An 18,493-nucleotide genomic window follows, 5' to 3' on the forward strand; every position below is an offset into this window, starting at 1 on the left:
TATACTGCATTATTCGGAGCCGCGTATTTTAACTGCTCGCGAGAATGCCAGACTTCAATCATTTCCAGATTGGTATAGTTTTTACGGAAACTATACCACCGGTGGAAAGCGAAGGAAATTTGACTGTCCACGTTATACACAGATAGGCAATGCGGTTCCACCGTTAGTATCAGAAGCAATCGGTCTGTATTTGAAAGAAATATCAGTAGAAAATAATCAAAAAAATAATTTTTCAAACTTAATTGCTGATAAAAAAAATGTCAACGAATCCGACGCCTAAATCACTCAATTTCAAAGTGAGCTCGCAGTTAAAATCCGTAATTGGCCGTGACCTCATTACAGATGATTATGTGGCTATTTTTGAGCTAGTAAAAAATTCCTTTGATGCAAAAGCAAAAGGCGTTGTTATTTTCTTTAAAGATGACCATATTTACTTAATCGATGACGGTAAAGGTCTGAGTTATGATGACATCGTAAAAAAATGGCTATTTGTTGCATATTCCGCGAAAAGAGATGGAACCGAAGATAATAGTACATCTGGGCATGATGACTATCGAAATGAAATAAAGGCCACCTCACATTACGCGGGCAGTAAAGGAGTTGGGCGTTTTTCATGCGATCGATTGGGGGAAGAGTTAATCCTGCAATCACGTACATCATCAGAAGGTCTAATTAATACCTTAAATGTAAATTGGAACGATTTTGAAAAATCATTTCAAGATGAATTCATTAACATACCAGTCTTTTATAGCGAGCTCGAAACTTTTCAAGTTCCAGATGGTGTCCCAACTCCCGAAGGAAGTGGCACAGTTATCTCGATATCGGGTTGTAGAGAAATATGGAATAGAGCTAAGCTCATAGAACTGAAGTCATCGTTATCTAAGTTAATAAATCCTTTCGGCTCAGAAGATAATAATTTTTCTATAATTATTTATGCTCCATCTGAGGTGGATGAAGATCGGCGTGTTATTGAAAGATATGGCGACGATGCACCACCGAACTCCGTGGTAAATGGCCCCGTTCAGAATTTTATATTTCAAACTCTTCAAAGTAAAACAACATGGCTGCGCACGTGGATAGACGATTCAAGTGGACGGATTTTAACCGAACTGAGCGATAGAGGAACGATTATTTATCGAGTATCAGAGGAGCTTCCATATCAAGATTTATTAGGCTCTAATTTTGAATGTAATTTATTTTACCTAAATCGTGCCGCCAAGCAAACTTTTACTCGCAGAATGGGAGTATCTTCAATAGACTTTGGGTCTGTATTCTTATTTAAAAATGGTTTTCGTGTTTATCCAATTGGCGAAAGAAAAGATGATTCTTTTGGAATCGATCGACGAAAACAGCAAGGTCACTCGCGTTTTCTCGGAACACGCGATCTAGTTGGCCGCATAGATGTATATGGAGATGATTCTAAATTCAGAGAATCATCAAGTCGAGACAAAGGATTAATATCTACACCCGCCGCACAGCAATTAGATGATTGTTTTTGGCAAAGATGTTTTACTCGACTCGAAAATTACGTTGTCGGAGTAAGCTGGCGACTAAAATTCGATATGGATCTTGACGACGCCTCCTTTTTGAGTGGAGACGAAGCAAAGTCGAAAGTTATAGCAGTTCTCGCGCGTTTAGTTAGTTCACCAGATCTAACGGTTGAATATTATGACAAAGATATATTATCAATTGTCAGCAATAAAGTGGATGAATATGGAAAAACAATTGAGAATCTTGCCGCTCTTGCTTATAGAGTTGGTGATCTCGAATTAGAGCAGAGTGCGAAGGATGCGGCGGTAAAATATGTTGAGATGCAAAAGGCGGAGGCGGAGGCTATCGCATTTGCAGAACGTGAACGTAAGGCTAGGAAACAGGCGGAACTCAAAACTGAGCTAACGGTTGCAAGCCTTGAGGTTGCAAAAAAACAAAATTTATTTTTGACCTCGTTACAAACGCACGATAAGGAAATTCTTGAAAATTTACATCATCAAGTGATGATCATCTATGCAAGCAATGCAGTAAATAATATAGAAGCGAATATCTTGATGCTTAGAAATGGTGTCAAGATGAGTTCCGACGAATTTCAAGTTATTCTTGAGGATTTACTGTTGCTAAATCAGCAGGTAATTGCTGCCTCAAGATTTGCGACATCCGCCAATTTTATGCTCGACTCAAGCTCGATAACTACCGATCTTTCAGCGTATATCGAGCAATATGTTGAACGAATTTGTTCAATCTATGAGAGCAGAATAAGTGTGGAAGTCAACAACGAATCTCCAGAATTCACTTTAACTTTTAAACCCATCGAAATTTCTATTATACTTGACAATCTTATAGACAATGCATATAAGGCTGGTGCCTCGACAATACTTTTGGATTTATCACGCCCTGAAAGCAATGTTCTCAAAATTAATGCTAAAGATAACGGCATGGGCTTGAATAATACGATCACTGATGAGGAAGCCATTTTTGAAAAAGGAATTACTACAACACGTGGATCCGGGCTTGGTCTCTATCATGTTCGACAACTATTATCTAGCATGAAAAGCACAATAAATTTGACTGCCAGCAGTCACACTGGAACCACTTTCACAATTAGGGTATATAAATAATGGACCTCAAATACAGAATATTATGGTTTGATGACCATCCAAAACAAGTTGATGGCGTGGAAAAGTATGTCAGGCAAAGTCTAGCAATGCTGGGCATTATTTTGGAAATAACATGGATTCAAAATTTCGATGACAATACAATTAATCCCATATTACAATCATTGAGTACGTACTCTCCTTACGATATAATTTTGGTTGATTATGATTTGGGAAAAGAACAGCGAGGAAATTCGTTGTTAAAAAAACTTCGTACTCGAACCAATGGGGAGATGATTTTTTACAGCGCTGAAAAAGTAAAGACGCTTCGTACTCTTCTCATAGAAGATAATATCGATGGGATTTATTGCTTGCTCCGGGACGGCAAACTTGGGGGGGCAGTTATGCCATAATCGAAAGCACCCTACGCCGGTTCTATCATCCCAACTACATGCGTGGGGTTGTAGTTGGATCAGTAAGTGAGATGGAAGAGCGCTTTGGTTTAATGATTTTAGATTTGCTAAAACTAAAAAATATGCCAAATCATGATGAGATTAAAGATATAATAATTTCTGCAAATAAATCTTATCTAGAAAGCGAACTTAGCTCTATTAATGACCCAGGCAAACCTGTTCCATTAGATCGGCTAGTAAAAAAAGCTAATCTACGAATAAAAATCACTATTCTCACATCACTGCTTGAGAGAAATGGAGGCAGGGTAGCCTTATCATGCTTAAATGTTTTACAAAATTTCATGGATGAAATAAATGCACCACGTATAGAATTTGCTCACGCGCGAACGCAAGAGCTTAATGGTTTACCTATATTTAAAGAGCGTAGCGGAAAGGTTTGGGACGCAGTACAAATGCAGGCTTTAATGCCAAAAATCCGAAAGCACAAAGATGCTACGACTATGCTTTCCGACATTTCAGATGATGAGGAATAGTTACAAAGGTATTGAGATTTTATTTTTATAGAGATTTATTTTAATATTCACGGTTATGATGATTGAAAATATTCGTAGAGTTTTCAACAAACTTTGATACTCATTAAATTCAATTTTGGCACTTTTCAAAAAATACTTTAAAAAGTAGAAAAGCTATTTATTTTGAAATTGAGTCACAACTTGGGCAAGCGTTTGAAGTTTTAGCGAATGTTAGCGTAGCGCCAGCACTAGGTAAGTTGCACTTCGAGCTATTACATAGCTACTTGGCACATGAGAGCGTCGACGTTGTGGAGATAAAATTTGCTCCACAGCTAGTTTATCGCTTGATAGGCAATGTTCGGTTCCGTCTTCATCGAGCGCCAGGATGAGACGACGGCCAAGCTGCGCCTGTTGTACGTCGATCCCTGCGCGCGCGGTCTGGGCATCGGCAGCCGCCTCGTCGATGAATGCCTGCGCTTCAGCCGCCAGGTCGGCTATACGAAAATGGTGTTGTGGACCAACAGCATTCTCACCGATGCCCGGCGTATCTACGACAAGGCTGGCTTCCAACTGGTCGAGGAGGAGGCGCATCGCAGCTTTGGCAAGGACTTGATCGGCCAGGTACTGGCGCCCGACCTGTAAGCAGGCGCTTGCCGGCGCCGGGAGTGGAAGCGACTGTGGCGGCGACAGAACAGTAGCCGCCGTTTTCCCCGCCCATCTCCCCACTGCCCCCAAGAAACCAGTACACTAGTTCCTGAGCGCAACTAATTTTGTACGCGCGCCATGCCGCCTGCCGTTGCCGGGAGGCGGCCCTGCCGCAAGGCGTGTTGTCTCAGGACAAATGCAATGTTCACTTCGCGCAGCCTGTCGCCTGCCTTCTATTACCTGTTCTTTTCAGGAGAACGGGAGCAGCAGCAGCGCTTTTTCACGGAACTGCGTTTCATTTCGATAGCCATCCTGACGTTTGGCCTGACTTGCTGGCTGGTCACCTTCAGCCTGACCCTGCCGCGCGCCGCGCTCGATCATGCGCAGGCGGCGCTGGGCGTGGCGGGCATGCTGGCCGGGCTGCTGCTGACCGTGTATGCGAGGTCGCTGCAGGCGATTATCGCCAGCGGCACCATCAGCGTGCTGTTCATCGCTTTCAGCTTCCGCGTGCTGATGCTGGGCACGGAAGACCCCGCTTTTTGGGTGTTGCCGCTGGGCGTGATGATCACGCTGACGACGGCGCCCATCTTCAGCGGCATCGCGTATTACCTGGGCGTATCGCTGTGCGTGTGGGCCATCCTGGGACTGGGGCAGTTTCCCGTGCATGCGGGCCAGGCCGACCAGCATTGGCCCGTGCTGGCCGTCACCATCAGCGTGATCATCGGCCTGGCGCTGAACATCTATTTTCTCGTCTTGCGCATCCACAACTACCGCGCCCAGCGCGAGCTGGCGACGATGGCCTACAAGGATGGCTTGACGGGGCTCAACAATCGCCGCATGTTCACGCAAGGCGCGCGCGCCCTGCAGCGCACGGCGCGCACGCCCGCGTATTTCCTGATGATCGACATCGACGACTTCAAGCAGATCAACGACGTGCATGGCCATGACGTGGGCGATGAAGTGCTGAAAAAAACGGCCGAGGTGATCGCCGGGCTGTCGGGCGAGCACCTGTGCGGCCGCCTGGGCGGCGAAGAGTTCGCCGTCATCTACGTGGGTGAAAAGAACGCGGCCTGCGCCTTTGCCGCGCAGCTGGTTGATGCCGTCGAGGCGGCTTTCGTGCCGGAACGCAAGGTATCCGTCAGCATCGGCGTCGCGGAACTGATCAAGGAAGCCGACTTGTCGCACAGCTACCGGCGCGCCGATGAATCCTTGTACCAGGCCAAGAAAAACGGCAAGAACCGCTACGTGCTCAACGCCGCCTGAACGCCGCCGCCCGACGTCGCATCGAGCAGCGCCAGCAGGGCTTGCGGCGCAATCTTCCACGGGTCGCGCTGCCCGGGATCCACCTCGTACCAGCTGTCCTGCGCGCCGATCTTGAGGATGGTCAAGGGAATGTCCTTGCTCTCAAAGAAGGCCAGCATGCGGCGGATCAAACGGCTCACCTTGGCGTGGTCTTCCTGGTACAAAGAACAGGTATAGAAGCAGCCCTTCTCTCCCATGCGCAATTTCCTGGCCACGCCGACACGCGATTGGAGCACGTACTTGTGCAAGAACTCAGTCACGACCTCATCGTCAACGGGAATACTGCAGGAAATGGTGATCTTGGCCATGGCAAGCGGGACAGTGATTCAATAGCCAAGCTTAGCAGAAAGCATTTCATTCCTGAAATGCTAAGATCGCGGCGCGCGCATGCCGGCAAGCGGATCGGCATGGCGTCTCGACAAGGATTACCATTGAACCTACGCCTCATCCTGCCCCTGCTGCCGCTGTGCGCGGCCCTGGGTACGTCACCGTTTGCGCTGGCGCAAACGCCAGCGACTGAAGACGCCCCTTTCGTGGCTGCCACCGTGCCCGTGCCGTCGCCGCCGCTGCGCTTGAGCGAGCATCCGGAAATCCGCGCCGACATCTTCAAGCTGCTCGGCTATGCGCGTGGCAGCTATACGCGTGGGGATAGCCTGATCGCGCGCCAGGTGCTCGACAGCATGCGCTCGCTGTACGATATCCAGCGCACCATGCTGCCCGACGGACGCTCGGTGCTGGCGTCCATCAACCCCGCCGAACGTGGCGCGCAGCGCGCGCCGCCCTGCTGTTCGATCCGCAACGCAAGCTGCTGGCGCTGGGCCTGGTCAACGGCCATTGCCAGGCCGCCATCGGCGACGCCGCGCCCGCCTGCTTGCCCGACACGCATGCCGTGCTGACGGTGTTCCTGCCACCGGGCGTCGAGGACGAGGTGGCCGCGCCATTGCTGGTATGGGCACGGCAGTTGCCGCGCCAGCTCACCTTCGCTGAAGCGGAACAGCGGCAAACCATTGCTGCGGTGGAATACATCACCACGCGCCCCGGCCAGCCCGGCTGGGAGCAGCGCGACGTGCCGCCCGGTTTTCCTCCCAGCTTGCTGCACCTGCTGTTGCCGGCCGCGGAATTGAACAGCAGCTCCAGCGGCGGCAAGCTCATCGAGCCAAAAGTCCTGGCCGGTTTGCCCATGCGCACGCCGACGGAAGCGGCCGAGGCCGGCGACGAGCCCATGCCTGACGCCCACATCACCCTGCACAGCTACGCCGATTTTCACTGGGTGCTCAACACCTATGCCAAACTGGCCAAGGGCGCGCAAGTGAAGGGCCATGACGAGAAGGTCGTGTTCAGCGGCAGCGATACGAGCGGCCGCTACACGGTGACCTTGCGCGAACAGGGCAGGGAGGACGGCGTCTTCATCACTGTGGCCAGCTGGCGGACAAAATAGGAGAAACAGGCGTTCGGACAGGGGAAAGCATTGCCATTACGCACAAGAGCATGGCATTTTGACATTTTGCGGTATGATTTCCGGCCGTGCGGCGCGGCCCGGTCCCTGCCTCGCCCACCCTGCCCATCAAGCCAGCCATGCTTGCGTTGCATCCTGCCCTAAGGAATCATATGTTCGGTTTTAACTTGCGCGTCGCCAAGATGGTGTGGACGGCTTTCCTCATCGCCTTCCTGCTCTTCCTCACCTACAAGGTCTCGTCGACCCTGATCGTGGTGGTCTTTGCCATTTTCTTCAGCTACCTCGTGTATCCGCTGATCGGGCTGCTGGAACGCCATGGCCCGAAGCGCCTGCCGCGCACGGCCAATATCGGCATCGTCTTCCTGGTGGTGATCTTGCTGGTGGCGGTGCTGGGCTCCATCTTCGGCGCGCGCATCGAGGAAGAAGCGATCAAGCTCAGCGATCAATTGCCGACCCTGCTCAAGGGCAACAACTTTGCCGAACGCATACCTTTGCCGGAATTCATGGAACCCTTGCGCGCGCGCCTGCTGTCGTTCTTGCAGACGCAGCTGAGCAGCGGTACGGGCCAAGCCATGCCGCTGGCAAAAGAACTGGGCTTGACCGTCATGCATGCGGCCAGCAACCTGATCTATCTGGTGCTGGTGCCCGTGCTGAGCTTTTTGCTGATCAAGGAAGGCCCGGACATGCGCGACGGCTTGCTGTCCCTGCTGAATCGCCCGAACAAGAAGCTCTGGGGCGCCATCATCGATGACCTCGACATCTTGCTGTCGCGCTATGTGCGCGCCCTGCTGCTGTTGTCGATCGCCACGTTTGTCTCCTACAGCATCGCCTTTTCCCTGATGGGTGTGCCGTACAGCCTGCTGCTGGCCGGCGCCGCCGCCTTGCTGGAATTCATCCCGTTTGCCGGCCCGCTGGCGGCCGCCGTCATCGCCGTGGTCGTGGCCGGTTTCAGCGGCTTCGAGCACGTGTTCTGGCTGATCGGCTTTATCGCCGCCTACCGTTTGTTCCAGGATTACGTGGTCAACCCATATCTGATGAGCGAAGGCGTGGAAGTGAGTCCGCTGATGGTGATCGTCGGTTGCTTGCTGGCCGGCGACCAGCTGGGGGGCGTGGTGGGCATCTTCCTGTCCGTGCCCGTGATGGCGGCCATCAAGATCGTCTTCGTGCGCGCGCGGGCGGCCTTGCAGGCGCGCCACGATGCACTGGAGAAAGCCGAACAGGCGGCGGAAGAAGCGCGCGCCCAGGCCCTGGCCGAGGCGGCGCTACTGCAGGAACAGGGCAGCAAGGTGGCCTTGGAACCCCGCTAGATTAAAACTCTTCCCATTCGCCGCTGTTGTCCGCAGCGGGCTTGGCAGCACGTGGCTGGGCCGGAGCGGCTGCCGAGGCGGTGCGGCCAGGCGCCAGGCGCAAAGCCGGGCGTTTCAGGGCCGTGCTGGCGGCGGCCACGACAGGCTTGCGCAAGGCGGGCTTGGGCGCTGCCGGGCCGCTGTGGGCGGCGTCGAGTTTAAAAATGCTGACCATCTCGGCCAGCGCCGCCGCCTGTTCCTGCATCGATTCCGACGCAGCCGCCGCTTCTTCCACCAGCGCCGCATTTTGTTGCGTCACGGTATCCATTTCCGCCACCGCTTGGTTGATCTGGCCGATGCCCAGTTCCTGCTCGCGGCCGGCGGCGCTGATTTCGCCCATGATGTCCGTCACGCGGCGGATACTGGAAACGATCTCGTCCATCGTCGTGCCCGTCTGGCTGACCAGCGCGCTGCCGGCGCCCACGTTCTGCACCGATGCTTCGATGAGCACCTTGATGTCCTTGGCGGCGGAAGCCGAGCGGTGCGCCAGGTTGCGCACTTCCGTGGCGACGACGGCAAAGCCACGGCCTTGCTCACCGGCACGCGCCGCTTCCACGGCCGCGTTCAGGGCCAAAATATTCGTCTGGAAGGCGATGCCGTCGATCACGCCGATGATGTCGGCGATCTTTTTCGACGATTCGCTGATGGTGCCCATGGTATCGACCACCTGCGCCACCAGTGCGCCACCCTTGACGGCCACGTCCGATGCGGAGACGGCCAGCTGATTCGCCTGGCGCGCATTGTCGGAATTCTGCTTGACGGTCGAGGTCAGCTCTTCCAGCGACGAGGCCGTTTCTTCCAGACTGGACGCCTGCTGTTCCGTGCGGCTGGATAAGTCCAGGTTGCCCGAGGCGATTTCATTGCTGGCCGTGGCGATGGCGCCGCTGCCGTCGCGCACGCCGCGCACGGTGTTCGACAGGCGCTCCTGCATTTTCTGCAAGCCCGTCAGCAAGGCGCCCATCTCGTCGTTGCGCGTGATGACGATGTCGTTGGCCAGGTTGCCGTCGGAAATGGCGCCGAAATGGCGCAGGGCCTGGTCCAGCGGATTAAAGATGGCGCGCAGCAGCAAGAAGCTGGAAATAATCGTCAGCAAGGCGCCGACGATCATGCCGGCGATGGCCATGGCCACCTGGGTGCGGAAGCTGGACTGGCTTTCCGCGTACATCCTGGCGGCCGAAGTGGCCTGGTATTGCGTCAAGGTTTCAGCGGCCTGGTCCAGGGTGCGGTACAGCGGTGACAGACCCGTCATCATCAGCTTGTCCGCCTGCTCGATATTGTTTTCGCGCAAAGCCTTGCCCATGGCCAGCACGCCATTATTGATATAGTCGCTGCGCTTCTTGTCCATGTCGTCGGACAGGCGCTTTTCGTCCGTGCTTTGCGGCAAGGCCAGGTACACCTTCCAGGACTTGTTCGACGCTTCCAGGAATTGTTCCGAGCGCGCCAGGGTATCCTTTGCATCAGGCGCATCCGGGTGCACCATCACGCGGTCCATCGTAAACCGGGCGCGGCCCAGGGCAATTTGCGATTCGCCGATCGCTTGCGTCGACGCCAGCTGGTTGCTGTAGACCTCGTTGAGGCTGTTGTTGGCCGATTTCAGGCTGATGATGCTCATCACGCCCAGCAAGGCGATCAACACGCCCAGCACGCTCATGGTGGCGATCAGGCGCATTTTTATTGTTATATTCGACAGCATGCAGTTTTCCTTGGTAAGGGCGCGACCTTGCCACCGCCTGCCGGATGGGTAGCGGCAAACGCCAGATGGGCGGATCACGTGAATTGTTCAGGGCAGGTCGATACGGCGTGTGCGGCAGCAGGGGGGAAGGCGGCCCGCGCATATCGTCAGGAGTGCAAGACAGGGCAACGAGGTCGAGGTTTCCTGTACTTTTAATTTCCTGACTGCAAGATACAGGGAAAGATTACTAGTAGCAACATCCAGTATGGATTTTCACGATTTGTAACAAGTGGATGATGTTTTTTGCGCAGAACTGGCATTCCGCTGCCGTGCGCGGTCGCGCGGGAATGCCATTTATGCTAGCCAACTAGTTAATACATGGTTTCTTCGATGAGCTGGCCATCGTCGCGGAAATACTGGAAGCGGCCCGTTTTCCTGCCCAGGTTATAGGCGCCTATCTGCTTCGGTTTTCCGTTCTGGAAATTCTCGATGTTGACGCCATGCAGCACACCCTGGTTCCAGTTGCGGTGAAATTGCGGCAGTTCGCCATCGGGTAAAACAGGGTTTCCGCGCCATCGCGCTTGCCGTCGGCAAAGCTGCCCTGGTAGCGCCGCTTGCCATCCGGATAAAAACTTTCCATCGGCCCTTCGAGCTTGCCAAGACGATAATGTTCGACCAGCTGCAGCTGGCCATCGGCCGCGTATTGTTCCAGCTTGCCTTCCGGTTCGCCATTGAGCAAGGTCAACACTTGCCAGCCGCCGTCCGGCGTCGATTTCTTCCATGGCCCCTGTTTGATGTCATCGACATAGTTGCCGCCACCGCCAGGTTCGACCCACTGGCCCTGCTTCTTGCCATTCACATAGTTGCCCTGCCATTGCACCACGCCACCAACGCGGCGTTCGCTGGGGCCGTCCAGGCGGTCTTTCACAAAATGATCGTAACCGGTGAAACTGTGCATGTCCGCTGCGCGCCATTCCTCCACACCCGGACTCACTTCCCAGCGGCCCGTGCGCTGGCCACGCTGCATCTGGCCCGTCGTCGTTTCATCGCCGCTTCATACGTCCATGGTCCCTCCGCCTTGTCGTCGACAAAGGCGCCAAACGAGCGGATGGTATTCGGCTCTTCGTAATGCCATACGCCGGTGCGCTTGCCCTGCGCATACAGGCCGCGGGCATAAACGCTGCCCACGCAGCAATTGACGTCATATTCGATGAATGGCCCGTCCTGACTGGCGGCAAAGCGCTGCGGCTGCGTTTCCCAGGTGATCCACTTGACGTGATAACTGGGCGCGAAGCCCCCTTCCCAGCCCTTGCCCAGCAGATATGTGACGGTCAGATAATGGCCATCCTTTTCCTGGTACGTCTTTTTATAGGCAAACGCGGGGGCGCCGGCCGGTTTGCCTGGCAGTAACTCGCCGTCGATATTGAAATAGCCGGCCAAGGTACCGTGCGCATGCTCGATGGCGTCGAACTCGGCCACGCCCGAGGGCGCGTAGGCGATGCTGTAGTCGATCAGCTGCAAACGGGCCAGCGCGGCGCGCACCCGCGCCTCGTCCATGGTTGTTGCGCCGCGCACAATGGCATCCAGCGCAGGCTGCACGGCCGCCACCTTGAACATCTTGCCGCCGCTGCGCTCGTAGCGGTAGGCGTGCAGGCCAAAGGCTGCGCCACTGTTGGCACTGCGGCTGAGCACGAACGTGGTTTCTCCTTCGCTGTCGAGGTCAAGCTGGAACACGGCCTCGATGCTGGCCTGGCCGTACCTGTCCAGGTTCATGCGCTTTTCGCTATCCCCATTGCACTGGCAGTAGTAGCCGTTGACCTCGCCATTTTCCCGCAGGAAAGCGAGCACCACGCCACCGTCGCGGCGCTCGACGGCGCTGGCGTAGGCCATGGGCGCACCCTCATAAAAACGCGGCGCGGCCTGGGCCGGCGCCAGGGCGCCCCAGGCCAGCGCCATGGCCATCGTGCTCATCCAAAATGTTTGCCGCATGTCAACTCCACTACCGAAAACCGCCATTATGCATGGCCATTCAGGCAATCCCGGACACCTCATGACGGTAGCGGCCAAACAGCGGCCGCTGCACCGTCTGCGCCAGCAGCACGCCCAGCAGCGAGATGCCGCCGCCGACCAGGTGATATATATGCATGCTTTCCTGCAGCCAGACGATGGCCAGCAAGGCCGTCAGCAAGGGCAGCAGGTTGACGTAGATGCTGCAGCGGTTCGGCCCCAGCAGTTTCACGCCTTCGATCCACAGGTAGGACAGCACGATGGACGAGCCGATGCCCGCATAGCCGATCAGGGGCAAGGTGGTGGCGTCCAGCTTGGCGCTGCCGGGCGGCAACAGCAAGAAAAACGGCAGCATGCAGGCCAGGGCCGCCAGCGCCTGGCAATAAATGGCTTGCCAAGCGGGAATCGTTAAACGCCAGCGGCGCAGCAGCACGCCATACAAAGCGAAGATCAGGCAAGCCAGCAGCATCAGCGCATCGCCCGCATGCACGCCCTGCTGCAGCAAGGCCAGCACGTCGCCGCGCCCCACCAGGTACAGCAAGCCGCCGAACGACAGCACGCCGCCGGCCGCCATGCCGACAGTCAATCGCTCGCCCAGCAGCAGCACGCTGAGCAGGGCCGTCATCAGCGGCGCCAGCGCCGTGACGATGGCCATGTTCGTCGCCGTCGTCGATTCGGCGGCGCGGTAGGACAGGCTCTGGAACAGCGCCATCGACATCAGGCCGCACAAGGCCAGCTGCCACCACTGGCGGCGGAGAGCTGCGCGGTTGCGCCACAGCGGGCGGGCGATAAACGGCGTCATCACCAGCAAGACGAGCACCAGGCGGTAAAAAGTGATGGCCGTGGGGGCGATGCTGGATGCGGCCAGCTTGGAGACGACGACGTTGCCGGCCCACAGCAGCATGGCCAGAAAAGGATACAGATAGGCGCGCACAGGCATGCGTAGCTCCAGGAATAGTTGCGGGGAACCATCATGCCGCAGGCGCGCCGCGCCTTCTCGCGCTAAGATGTCCACACCTATCGCAAAACTGACCTTCATATGGATTGTTCCTCGCCCGCCTTTCAGGAATTGCTGCCCGTCACAGCGCGCGCCATGGCGCTGGCCGTCGACTATGCGCATGGCCACGTGATTTCCGTGCACCGCCACACGCATGCGCAATTGCTGTACGCCATCGAGGGCGTGATGACCATCGAGGCGCAGGGCGGGCGCTGGGTGGTGCCGCCCACGCGCGGCGTATGGCTGCAGCCCGGCATCGCGCACCAGGTGCGCATGAGCGGAGCCGTCAAAATGCGCACGGTGTTCGTCAACTGCGCCAATTCTCCATTGCTGCCTGGCCACAGCTGCGTGCTCGACATCAGCCCCCTGCTGCGGCAACTGATCGTGGCGGCCGTCGACATCGCGCCCGATTTTACGGAAGGCAGCCGCGACTGGCATCTGCTGCAATTGCTGTTGCACGAGCTGGGCAGCCTGCCCGTGCTGCCCCTGTATTTACCGTTACCCGTGGATGCGCGCCTGCGCGGCATTTGCGCGCGGCTGATGGCGCAACCGGGCGAGCAACTGACGGTGGCCCACTGGGCGCGGGAACTGGCGATCACCGAACGCAGCCTCCACCGCTTGTTCCAGAAACAGACGGGCATGCGCTTTGGCCAGTGGCGCCAGCAAGCGCGGCTGCTGCGGGCGCTGGAACAACTGGCGCGCGGCGGCAAAGTCATTGACGTGGCCATGGACAATGGCTATACGAGCCAGAGCGCCTTCACCGCCATGTTCAAAAAGCATTTCGGCACCACGCCGACGGCGTTTTACCAGGCCAAAGTCATCGCAGCGTAAAAAAAATGCTGCTATGCATCAATAATCATGGGCGATCGCCGCCGCTCTTGTTATCATCGCAAGCCTTATCGCACCGCGCCCATCCTGGCAGCGGTGTTGACCTCAATCACACCACCATGACACAGAATTTCTTCCAGACATTTATCCTGCTCTTGCTCGTCACCGATCCGTTCGGCAACGTTTCCCTGTTCGTCAATGCCCTGAAACGGGTTACCCATCGAGCGGCGCTGGAAAGTCGTGGTGCGCGAATGCCTGATCGCTTTCGGCATCTTGCTGCTGTTTATGTTCTTCGGCCGCCATTTCCTGAACGCCTTGCAATTGTCGGAAGTGGCGCTGCGCATCGGCGGCGGCGTGATTTTGTTCCTGATCGCCATGCGCATGGTGTTTCCGCAGCCAAACGCGGGCAATAGCGACCACGAAATGGGCGGCGAACCGTTCATCGTGCCGCTGGCCATCCCCGCGCTGGCCGGCCCGTCGGCCCTGGCGACCGTCTTGCTGTTTTCCTCGCATGAAATGAACGAAGTCATCGCCCACGTGGCGGGCTTGACGGCCGTGGCCGTCGTCTGGCTGGCCGTCTTCCTGTGCGCCGAACGCCTGCAGCGGGCGCTCGGTCCAAGGGTCATGACGGCATTCGAACGCCTGATGGGCTTGATCCTGACGGCGATGGCCATTGAAATGTTGCTGGCCGGCATACGCGCGTTTTTGAAGTCCGTTTTAATATTGTCATTCATCCACTGAAGGAGTCCAGCATGAGCCGTTGCGCCCACATTCGCCTGATGGCCGATTACAACCAGTGGATGAATGCCAAGGTCTACGCGGCGGCCGCCAGCCTGCCACCCGGCGAGCTGCAGCGCGAGCGGGGCGCCTTCTTCGGCTCCCTGCTGGCCACCCTGAACCACGTGATGGTGGGCGACACCTTGTGGCTGCAGCGCTATGCGAAACATCCGGCCGGTTTCCCGCTGCTCGACCCCATCCGCGCCATCACGCCGCCCGCGTCGCTGACGCACCCGCTGTTCGCGGCCGACGATTTTGCCGCCATGCAGGCGCACCGGCTGTGGCTGGACCAGCTCATCGTCGACTGGGCCGCCTCGATCCGCGAAGAAGACCTGGACCATTTGCTCGATTACCGCAACAGCAAGGGACCGAACCGGCGCGAGTTTTTCAGCCTGCTCATGCATTTCTTCAACCACCAGACGCACCACCGGGGCCAGGCCAGCACCTTGCTGTCGCAAGCGGGCGTGGACATCGGCGACACGGATTTACTGTTTCGCATCCCCAACCATATCGAGGACTGACGGCAGGCGATAACGCCACGCCTTGATCCCGATCAAGGCCAGCGCCAGCGCCCCCAGCAGCGCGCCGCAAGCCAGCGCCCCCTGCATGCCATAGGACTCGATGGCCAGGCCGCCGGCCAGCGCGCCCAGCGTCACGCCCAGGTTGATGGCGGCGATATACACGCCGATGGCGAACGCGGGCGCCTCGCGCGCTTCGCTGCTGAGCCACACTTGCGTGACGATCAGCCCGCTCGTATGCGCCGCGCCCCAGAACAGCAGCAAGACGGCCAGCGCCGCCCAGCCGATGCTGCCGCCCGCATATTCATACAGCAGCCAGTACGCCAGCCCCAGCAGCACGGGCTGCAGCAGCACCGTGCGCAACACGTGTGTGCCCAGCTGGCGCCCCGCGTACAGATTGCCCGCCACGCCACCGATCCAAAACACCACCAGCGCCAGCCCCGTCTGCCGCGCCGACAAGCCCGCCACCTGCTGCAGATACGCGGCCGCATACGCATACACGGCAAACATGGCGGCAAACACCAGCACGGCGGCGGCAATGGTGAACCACAGGGCAGGTTTGCGCAGCACGGCCAGCTGGCGGCCATACGCCAGCGGCGCTTCGCGCGGCGTGTCGGGCAGAAACAGATACAGCCCCAGCGCCGCCAGCGCATTGACGAGGGCGCAGGCGAGGAACGACGCCTCATAGCCAACTTGCGCGGCGATCCACGTGGTCAGCGGGATGCCCAGCACCATGCCCATGCTGGTGCCCGTGAATGCATGCGCGCCGGCCTTTGCCGCCTCGCGTGGCGGATACAGGGCGGCGGCGGCCACCATGGCAAGCGAGAAATACACGGGGTGGAACAGGGCCGGCACCACGCGCAGCGCCAGCAGCAGCCCGAAGCGCGGTGCATACGCCGAAGCCACGCTGGCCAGCGCGAACACGAGCAGCGAGACGATCAGCACCGGTTTGCGGCGCCAGCGCGTGGCCAGCAGCACGAGGAAGGGGCCGCCCACGGCGATCACCAGCGCGAACAGGCTCACCAGCGAGCCCGCCTGCGCGGCCGTCACGCCATGGCGCTGCATGATCATCGGCAAGATGCCGACCACGCCAAACTCGATGCAATACACGCCGAACAGGCCCAGCGCGAGGAAGACGATGGGGTGCGGGCGCGTCATTGCCCTTGCTCCCCGCCATACACGGCCTGGCACAGCTCCGTCACGAACGGCCCCGCCATGCCCTCCAATGCCGTATTCGTGAACGCCACCACGGACAGTTCTTGCGCAGGATCAACAAACCACGAGTGGCCATACGTGCCGCCCATGCGCCACGTACCCACCGCTTCCGGCGTGGCGGCGGCAAGCGGGTCCGTCAATACCGTAAAACCCAGGCCGAAGCCCCGTCCCGGCCAGAACGGCAAATCACAACCGCCCGTTGGTGGTTTGCTCCCACCTGGCGCGCCAGCGCCGGCGGCAGCAGCGGCGCGCCGCCCAGTCTCAGGGTTTCCAGCAGGCGCATGAAGTCGGGGGGGCGGAGCCGAGCATGCCGGCGCCGCCGGACGGGTACGCGTGCGCATCGAGCGCGCGCGCCGGAGATAAGGCAAACCCTGCCATGCCGTCGAGAAACGGCAGATGGTCGTCCCCCGCGTCCAGCAAACGCCTGGGCCGGGCTTCTCCCGCTGCGCGGTCCGCATAGGCGGCGGCCAGGCGCGCCGCGTCCGTGCTGATAAAACCCGTGTCGCGCATGGCCAGCGGCCCCGTCACCAGCTGTGCCACGGCGTGCGCCAGCGGCAAACCAGTCACCGCTTCGATCACGGCGCCCAGCACGTCGGTGGCGATCGAATACGCCCAGCGTTCGCCCGGTGCATACGCGAGCGGCACCGTGGCCAGGCGGCGCAGATTGTCCTCCAGTGAAATACGGGACGCATCCATGCCGTCGGACACGCCCGCCCGCGCATACGCGCCGCCCGGCGGCTGGAAAAAGCCGTAGTCGAGGCCGGCCGTGTGCGTGAGCAAGTGGCGCACGGTCATCGCCGCCACCGTGCCGTCCGGCTGGCGCGGCGTGAAATACGGCAGCCAGCGCGCCACCGGGTCGTCCAGGCCCAGGCGGTTCTGTCCCACCAGCGCCAGCGCGGCCGTGGAGACGATGGGCTTGCTGACGGACGCCAGGCGGAAGACGGCGTCTTCCACCATGGGCGTGCCCGCTTCGCGGTCCAGGTGGCCGGCGGCGCGGCGATAGATGTCCTGGCCACGCTGGCGCACCAGCACCACGGCGCCCGCCAGGCGCTGCTGTTCCAGCACGGCATCGAGCAATGGATCGATACGGGCGGACAAGGCCGCAGGAGAGAAGTTGTACATCATGGCGTAGCCTTTCAAATGATCAGGCTGCCAAGGTAAGCCAGGCGCGATCAAAGAAAAACAGGCTATAGTTTCAGTCAGTCTGTGCGGACGTTGGCATCCGCAATCAAAAGGAAAACCATGGACAACCTGGCGGGATTCACGGCCTTCGTGCAGGCGGCGGAGCTGCGCAGTTTCGTCGCGGCGGGCCGGGTGCTGGGGATTTCAGCCTCGGCCGTGGGCAAGAGCATCGCGCGGCTGGAAGAGCGGCTGGGAGTACGCCTGTTTCACCGCAGCACGCGCAGCATCGCACTGACCAGCGAAGGCACGGTGTTTCTCGAACGCTGCCGGCGCATCCTGGGAGAAATCGAAGCGGCCGAACTGGAATTATCCAACAGCAAGAGCGCGCCCCAGGGCCGCTTGCGCGTCAGCCTGCCGCTGGTGGGCAGCCTGCTCAACCCCGTGCTGGCCGCGTTCGCGCGCGCCTATCCGCAGGTGGAACTCGACCTCGATTTCAGCGACCGCCGCGTCGACGTCATCGAAGAGGGCTACGACGCCGTCGTGCGCGCGGGCGAAAGCGCCGACAGCCGTTTGATGAGCCGCCAGCTGGGCCAGTTCCAGCTGCAGTTGGTGGCCGCGCCCGCCTATCTGGCGCAGCATGGCACGCCCGCGCTGCCGGCCGACCTGGCCCGCCACACTTGCCTGCTGTACAAGTTTCCCAGCAGCGGCAAGGTCGAGGCCTGGCCTCTGCCCGATTGGCCTGCCCTGCACGCGGCCGGCTTGCCCACTGTGCTCAACTGCAACAATGTCGACACCCTGCTGCATTTTGCCGAAAGCGGCCTGGGCATCGCCGCCCTGCCCGACTTTGCCGTGCGCGCCGCGCTGGCGGCGGGCCGCTTGCAGCCCGTGCTGGACGCGCACCGCCGGCACGACGGCGCCTTCCGCATCCTGTGGCCCAGCAGCCGCCACCTGACGCCAAAACTGCGCGCCTTCATCGATTTCCTGGCCGTCCACGTGTTTGCGGAAAGCTGACGGCGCCTGCGGCATGGCGCTCGTTGTTTCCACACGACAACTTATTTAATTTGCTACCAATTTTTAAACTTTTCGCGGACTTGA

The 18,493-nt window shown here is 58.3% G+C and carries 18 protein-coding genes and 2 pseudogenes; 13 read left to right on the top strand and 7 right to left on the bottom strand.

Annotation, left to right across the window (positions count from 1 at the left end; all coding sequences use genetic code 11):
* The first annotated feature begins 4 nt into the window (after positions 1-4).
* The 6 genes from ACQVLG_RS06195 to ACQVLG_RS06220 all read left to right on the top strand — a co-directional run bounded on the left by ACQVLG_RS06195 (position 5) and on the right by ACQVLG_RS06220 (position 5,421).
* A complete protein-coding gene (locus tag ACQVLG_RS06195) occupies positions 5-280 on the top strand; it encodes a DNA cytosine methyltransferase (RefSeq protein ID WP_474295552.1) in 276 nt (91 codons plus the stop codon).
* Positions 281-296: 16 nt separating this feature from the next.
* Positions 297-2,612 carry an ATP-binding protein gene (locus tag ACQVLG_RS06200; protein ID WP_474293439.1) on the top strand — a complete coding sequence of 772 codons (2,316 nt, stop codon included), beginning with the start codon at positions 297-299 and terminating at the stop codon, positions 2,610-2,612.
* Complete coding sequence (locus tag ACQVLG_RS06205) at positions 2,612-3,001, top strand: hypothetical protein (RefSeq protein WP_474293441.1); 390 nt, start codon at positions 2,612-2,614, stop codon at positions 2,999-3,001. Before ACQVLG_RS06200 ends, ACQVLG_RS06205 begins: the two co-directional genes overlap by 1 nt.
* A gap of 71 nt (positions 3,002-3,072) precedes the next feature.
* Positions 3,073-3,534 (top strand): hypothetical protein, encoded by a 462-nt coding sequence (locus ACQVLG_RS06210; RefSeq protein ID WP_474293443.1) that lies wholly within the window; start codon positions 3,073-3,075, stop codon positions 3,532-3,534.
* A 333-nt stretch (positions 3,535-3,867) separates the two neighbouring features.
* On the top strand, positions 3,868-4,155 hold the full coding sequence (locus ACQVLG_RS06215; protein ID WP_474293445.1) for a GNAT family N-acetyltransferase: 288 nt from the start codon (positions 3,868-3,870) through the stop codon (positions 4,153-4,155).
* Positions 4,156-4,359: 204 nt separating this feature from the next.
* Positions 4,360-5,421, top strand: a complete 1,062-nt coding sequence (locus ACQVLG_RS06220) for a GGDEF domain-containing protein (protein WP_230542089.1) — start codon at positions 4,360-4,362, stop codon at positions 5,419-5,421.
* Here ACQVLG_RS06220 and ACQVLG_RS06225 read toward each other — a convergent pair.
* The gene (locus ACQVLG_RS06225; RefSeq protein WP_474293447.1) at positions 5,400-5,768 is read right to left on the bottom strand and encodes a hypothetical protein; all 369 of its coding nucleotides are present in this window, start codon (positions 5,766-5,768) and stop codon (positions 5,400-5,402) included. The genes ACQVLG_RS06220 and ACQVLG_RS06225 overlap by 22 nt on opposite strands.
* Positions 5,769-5,891: 123 nt before the next feature.
* Between ACQVLG_RS06225 and ACQVLG_RS06230 the strand changes: the two genes are divergently transcribed.
* From ACQVLG_RS06230 to ACQVLG_RS06240, 3 genes are all read left to right on the top strand, one after another.
* Positions 5,892-6,356, top strand: coding sequence for a hypothetical protein (locus tag ACQVLG_RS06230; protein WP_474293449.1), 465 nt, complete (start codon positions 5,892-5,894; stop codon positions 6,354-6,356).
* A complete protein-coding gene (locus ACQVLG_RS06235) occupies positions 6,332-6,898 on the top strand; it encodes a hypothetical protein (RefSeq protein WP_474293451.1) in 567 nt (188 codons plus the stop codon). The genes ACQVLG_RS06230 and ACQVLG_RS06235 overlap by 25 nt, the downstream gene beginning before the upstream one ends.
* A gap of 170 nt (positions 6,899-7,068) precedes the next feature.
* Entirely contained in the window at positions 7,069-8,223 is a 1,155-nt protein-coding gene (locus ACQVLG_RS06240; RefSeq protein WP_474293453.1) for an AI-2E family transporter, read from the top strand.
* A 1-nt stretch (position 8,224) separates the two neighbouring features.
* On the opposite strand, the gene ACQVLG_RS06245 is transcribed toward ACQVLG_RS06240, so the two are convergent.
* The 4 genes from ACQVLG_RS06245 to ACQVLG_RS06260 all read right to left on the bottom strand — a co-directional run bounded on the left by ACQVLG_RS06245 (position 8,225) and on the right by ACQVLG_RS06260 (position 12,881).
* The gene (locus ACQVLG_RS06245) at positions 8,225-9,955 is read right to left on the bottom strand and encodes a methyl-accepting chemotaxis protein (protein ID WP_474293455.1); all 1,731 of its coding nucleotides are present in this window, start codon (positions 9,953-9,955) and stop codon (positions 8,225-8,227) included.
* A 433-nt stretch (positions 9,956-10,388) separates the two neighbouring features.
* Positions 10,389-10,961, bottom strand: coding sequence for a toxin-antitoxin system YwqK family antitoxin (locus ACQVLG_RS06250; protein WP_474293457.1), 573 nt, complete (start codon positions 10,959-10,961; stop codon positions 10,389-10,391).
* Positions 10,925-11,923, bottom strand: coding sequence for a toxin-antitoxin system YwqK family antitoxin (locus tag ACQVLG_RS06255; protein ID WP_474293459.1), 999 nt, complete (start codon positions 11,921-11,923; stop codon positions 10,925-10,927). The genes ACQVLG_RS06250 and ACQVLG_RS06255 overlap by 37 nt, the downstream gene beginning before the upstream one ends.
* Positions 11,924-11,963: 40 nt before the next feature.
* Positions 11,964-12,881 (bottom strand): DMT family transporter, encoded by a 918-nt coding sequence (locus tag ACQVLG_RS06260; protein WP_474293461.1) that lies wholly within the window; start codon positions 12,879-12,881, stop codon positions 11,964-11,966.
* A gap of 99 nt (positions 12,882-12,980) precedes the next feature.
* On the opposite strand from ACQVLG_RS06260, the gene ACQVLG_RS06265 reads away from it, so the two are divergent.
* From ACQVLG_RS06265 to ACQVLG_RS06275, 3 genes and pseudogenes are all read left to right on the top strand, one after another.
* Positions 12,981-13,769, top strand: coding sequence for an AraC family transcriptional regulator (locus ACQVLG_RS06265; protein ID WP_474293463.1), 789 nt, complete (start codon positions 12,981-12,983; stop codon positions 13,767-13,769).
* Positions 13,770-13,885: 116 nt separating this feature from the next.
* Positions 13,886-14,507, top strand: a pseudogene (locus ACQVLG_RS06270) (MarC family protein).
* Between the two features lie 11 nt (positions 14,508-14,518).
* Complete coding sequence (locus tag ACQVLG_RS06275) at positions 14,519-15,064, top strand: DinB family protein (protein WP_474293465.1); 546 nt, start codon at positions 14,519-14,521, stop codon at positions 15,062-15,064.
* On the opposite strand, the gene ACQVLG_RS06280 is transcribed toward ACQVLG_RS06275, so the two are convergent.
* Both ACQVLG_RS06280 and ACQVLG_RS06285 read right to left on the bottom strand, forming a co-directional pair.
* Positions 15,029-16,219: an MFS transporter gene (locus tag ACQVLG_RS06280; protein ID WP_474293466.1), complete on the bottom strand. Its 1,191-nt coding sequence runs from the start codon at positions 16,217-16,219 to the stop codon at positions 15,029-15,031. The two genes, ACQVLG_RS06275 and ACQVLG_RS06280, sit on opposite strands and share 36 nt — an antisense overlap.
* Positions 16,216-17,398, bottom strand: a pseudogene (locus tag ACQVLG_RS06285) (serine hydrolase domain-containing protein). Before ACQVLG_RS06285 ends, ACQVLG_RS06280 begins: the two are co-directional and overlap by 4 nt.
* A gap of 120 nt (positions 17,399-17,518) precedes the next feature.
* Here ACQVLG_RS06285 and ACQVLG_RS06290 point away from each other — a divergent pair.
* Positions 17,519-18,409 (top strand): LysR family transcriptional regulator, encoded by an 891-nt coding sequence (locus tag ACQVLG_RS06290; RefSeq protein ID WP_474293468.1) that lies wholly within the window; start codon positions 17,519-17,521, stop codon positions 18,407-18,409.
* Positions 18,410-18,493 lie beyond the last annotated feature (84 nt).

It is taken from the genome of Janthinobacterium sp. TPC_1, assembly GCF_056037845.1.

Bases quoted from the DNA above. Each gene is read 5' to 3' on its own strand.
- ACQVLG_RS06280 (WP_474293466.1), bottom strand. From the start codon at position 16,219: ATGACGCGCCCGCACCCCATCGTCTTCCTCGCGCTGGGCCTGTTCGGC.
- ACQVLG_RS06225 (WP_474293447.1), bottom strand. From the start codon at position 5,768: ATGGCCAAGATCACCATTTCCTGCAGTATTCCCGTTGACGATGAGGTC.
- ACQVLG_RS06220 (WP_230542089.1), top strand. From the start codon at position 4,360: ATGTTCACTTCGCGCAGCCTGTCGCCTGCCTTCTATTACCTGTTCTTT.
- ACQVLG_RS06240 (WP_474293453.1), top strand. From the start codon at position 7,069: ATGTTCGGTTTTAACTTGCGCGTCGCCAAGATGGTGTGGACGGCTTTC.
- ACQVLG_RS06255 (WP_474293459.1), bottom strand. From the start codon at position 11,923: ATGCGGCAAACATTTTGGATGAGCACGATGGCCATGGCGCTGGCCTGG.
- ACQVLG_RS06290 (WP_474293468.1), top strand. From the start codon at position 17,519: ATGGACAACCTGGCGGGATTCACGGCCTTCGTGCAGGCGGCGGAGCTG.
- ACQVLG_RS06215 (WP_474293445.1), top strand. From the start codon at position 3,868: ATGTTCGGTTCCGTCTTCATCGAGCGCCAGGATGAGACGACGGCCAAG.
- ACQVLG_RS06245 (WP_474293455.1), bottom strand. From the start codon at position 9,955: ATGCTGTCGAATATAACAATAAAAATGCGCCTGATCGCCACCATGAGC.
- ACQVLG_RS06205 (WP_474293441.1), top strand. From the start codon at position 2,612: ATGGACCTCAAATACAGAATATTATGGTTTGATGACCATCCAAAACAA.
- ACQVLG_RS06265 (WP_474293463.1), top strand. From the start codon at position 12,981: ATGGATTGTTCCTCGCCCGCCTTTCAGGAATTGCTGCCCGTCACAGCG.
- ACQVLG_RS06260 (WP_474293461.1), bottom strand. From the start codon at position 12,881: ATGCCTGTGCGCGCCTATCTGTATCCTTTTCTGGCCATGCTGCTGTGG.
- ACQVLG_RS06250 (WP_474293457.1), bottom strand. From the start codon at position 10,961: ATGCAGCGTGGCCAGCGCACGGGCCGCTGGGAAGTGAGTCCGGGTGTG.
- ACQVLG_RS06275 (WP_474293465.1), top strand. From the start codon at position 14,519: ATGAGCCGTTGCGCCCACATTCGCCTGATGGCCGATTACAACCAGTGG.
- ACQVLG_RS06210 (WP_474293443.1), top strand. From the start codon at position 3,073: ATGGAAGAGCGCTTTGGTTTAATGATTTTAGATTTGCTAAAACTAAAA.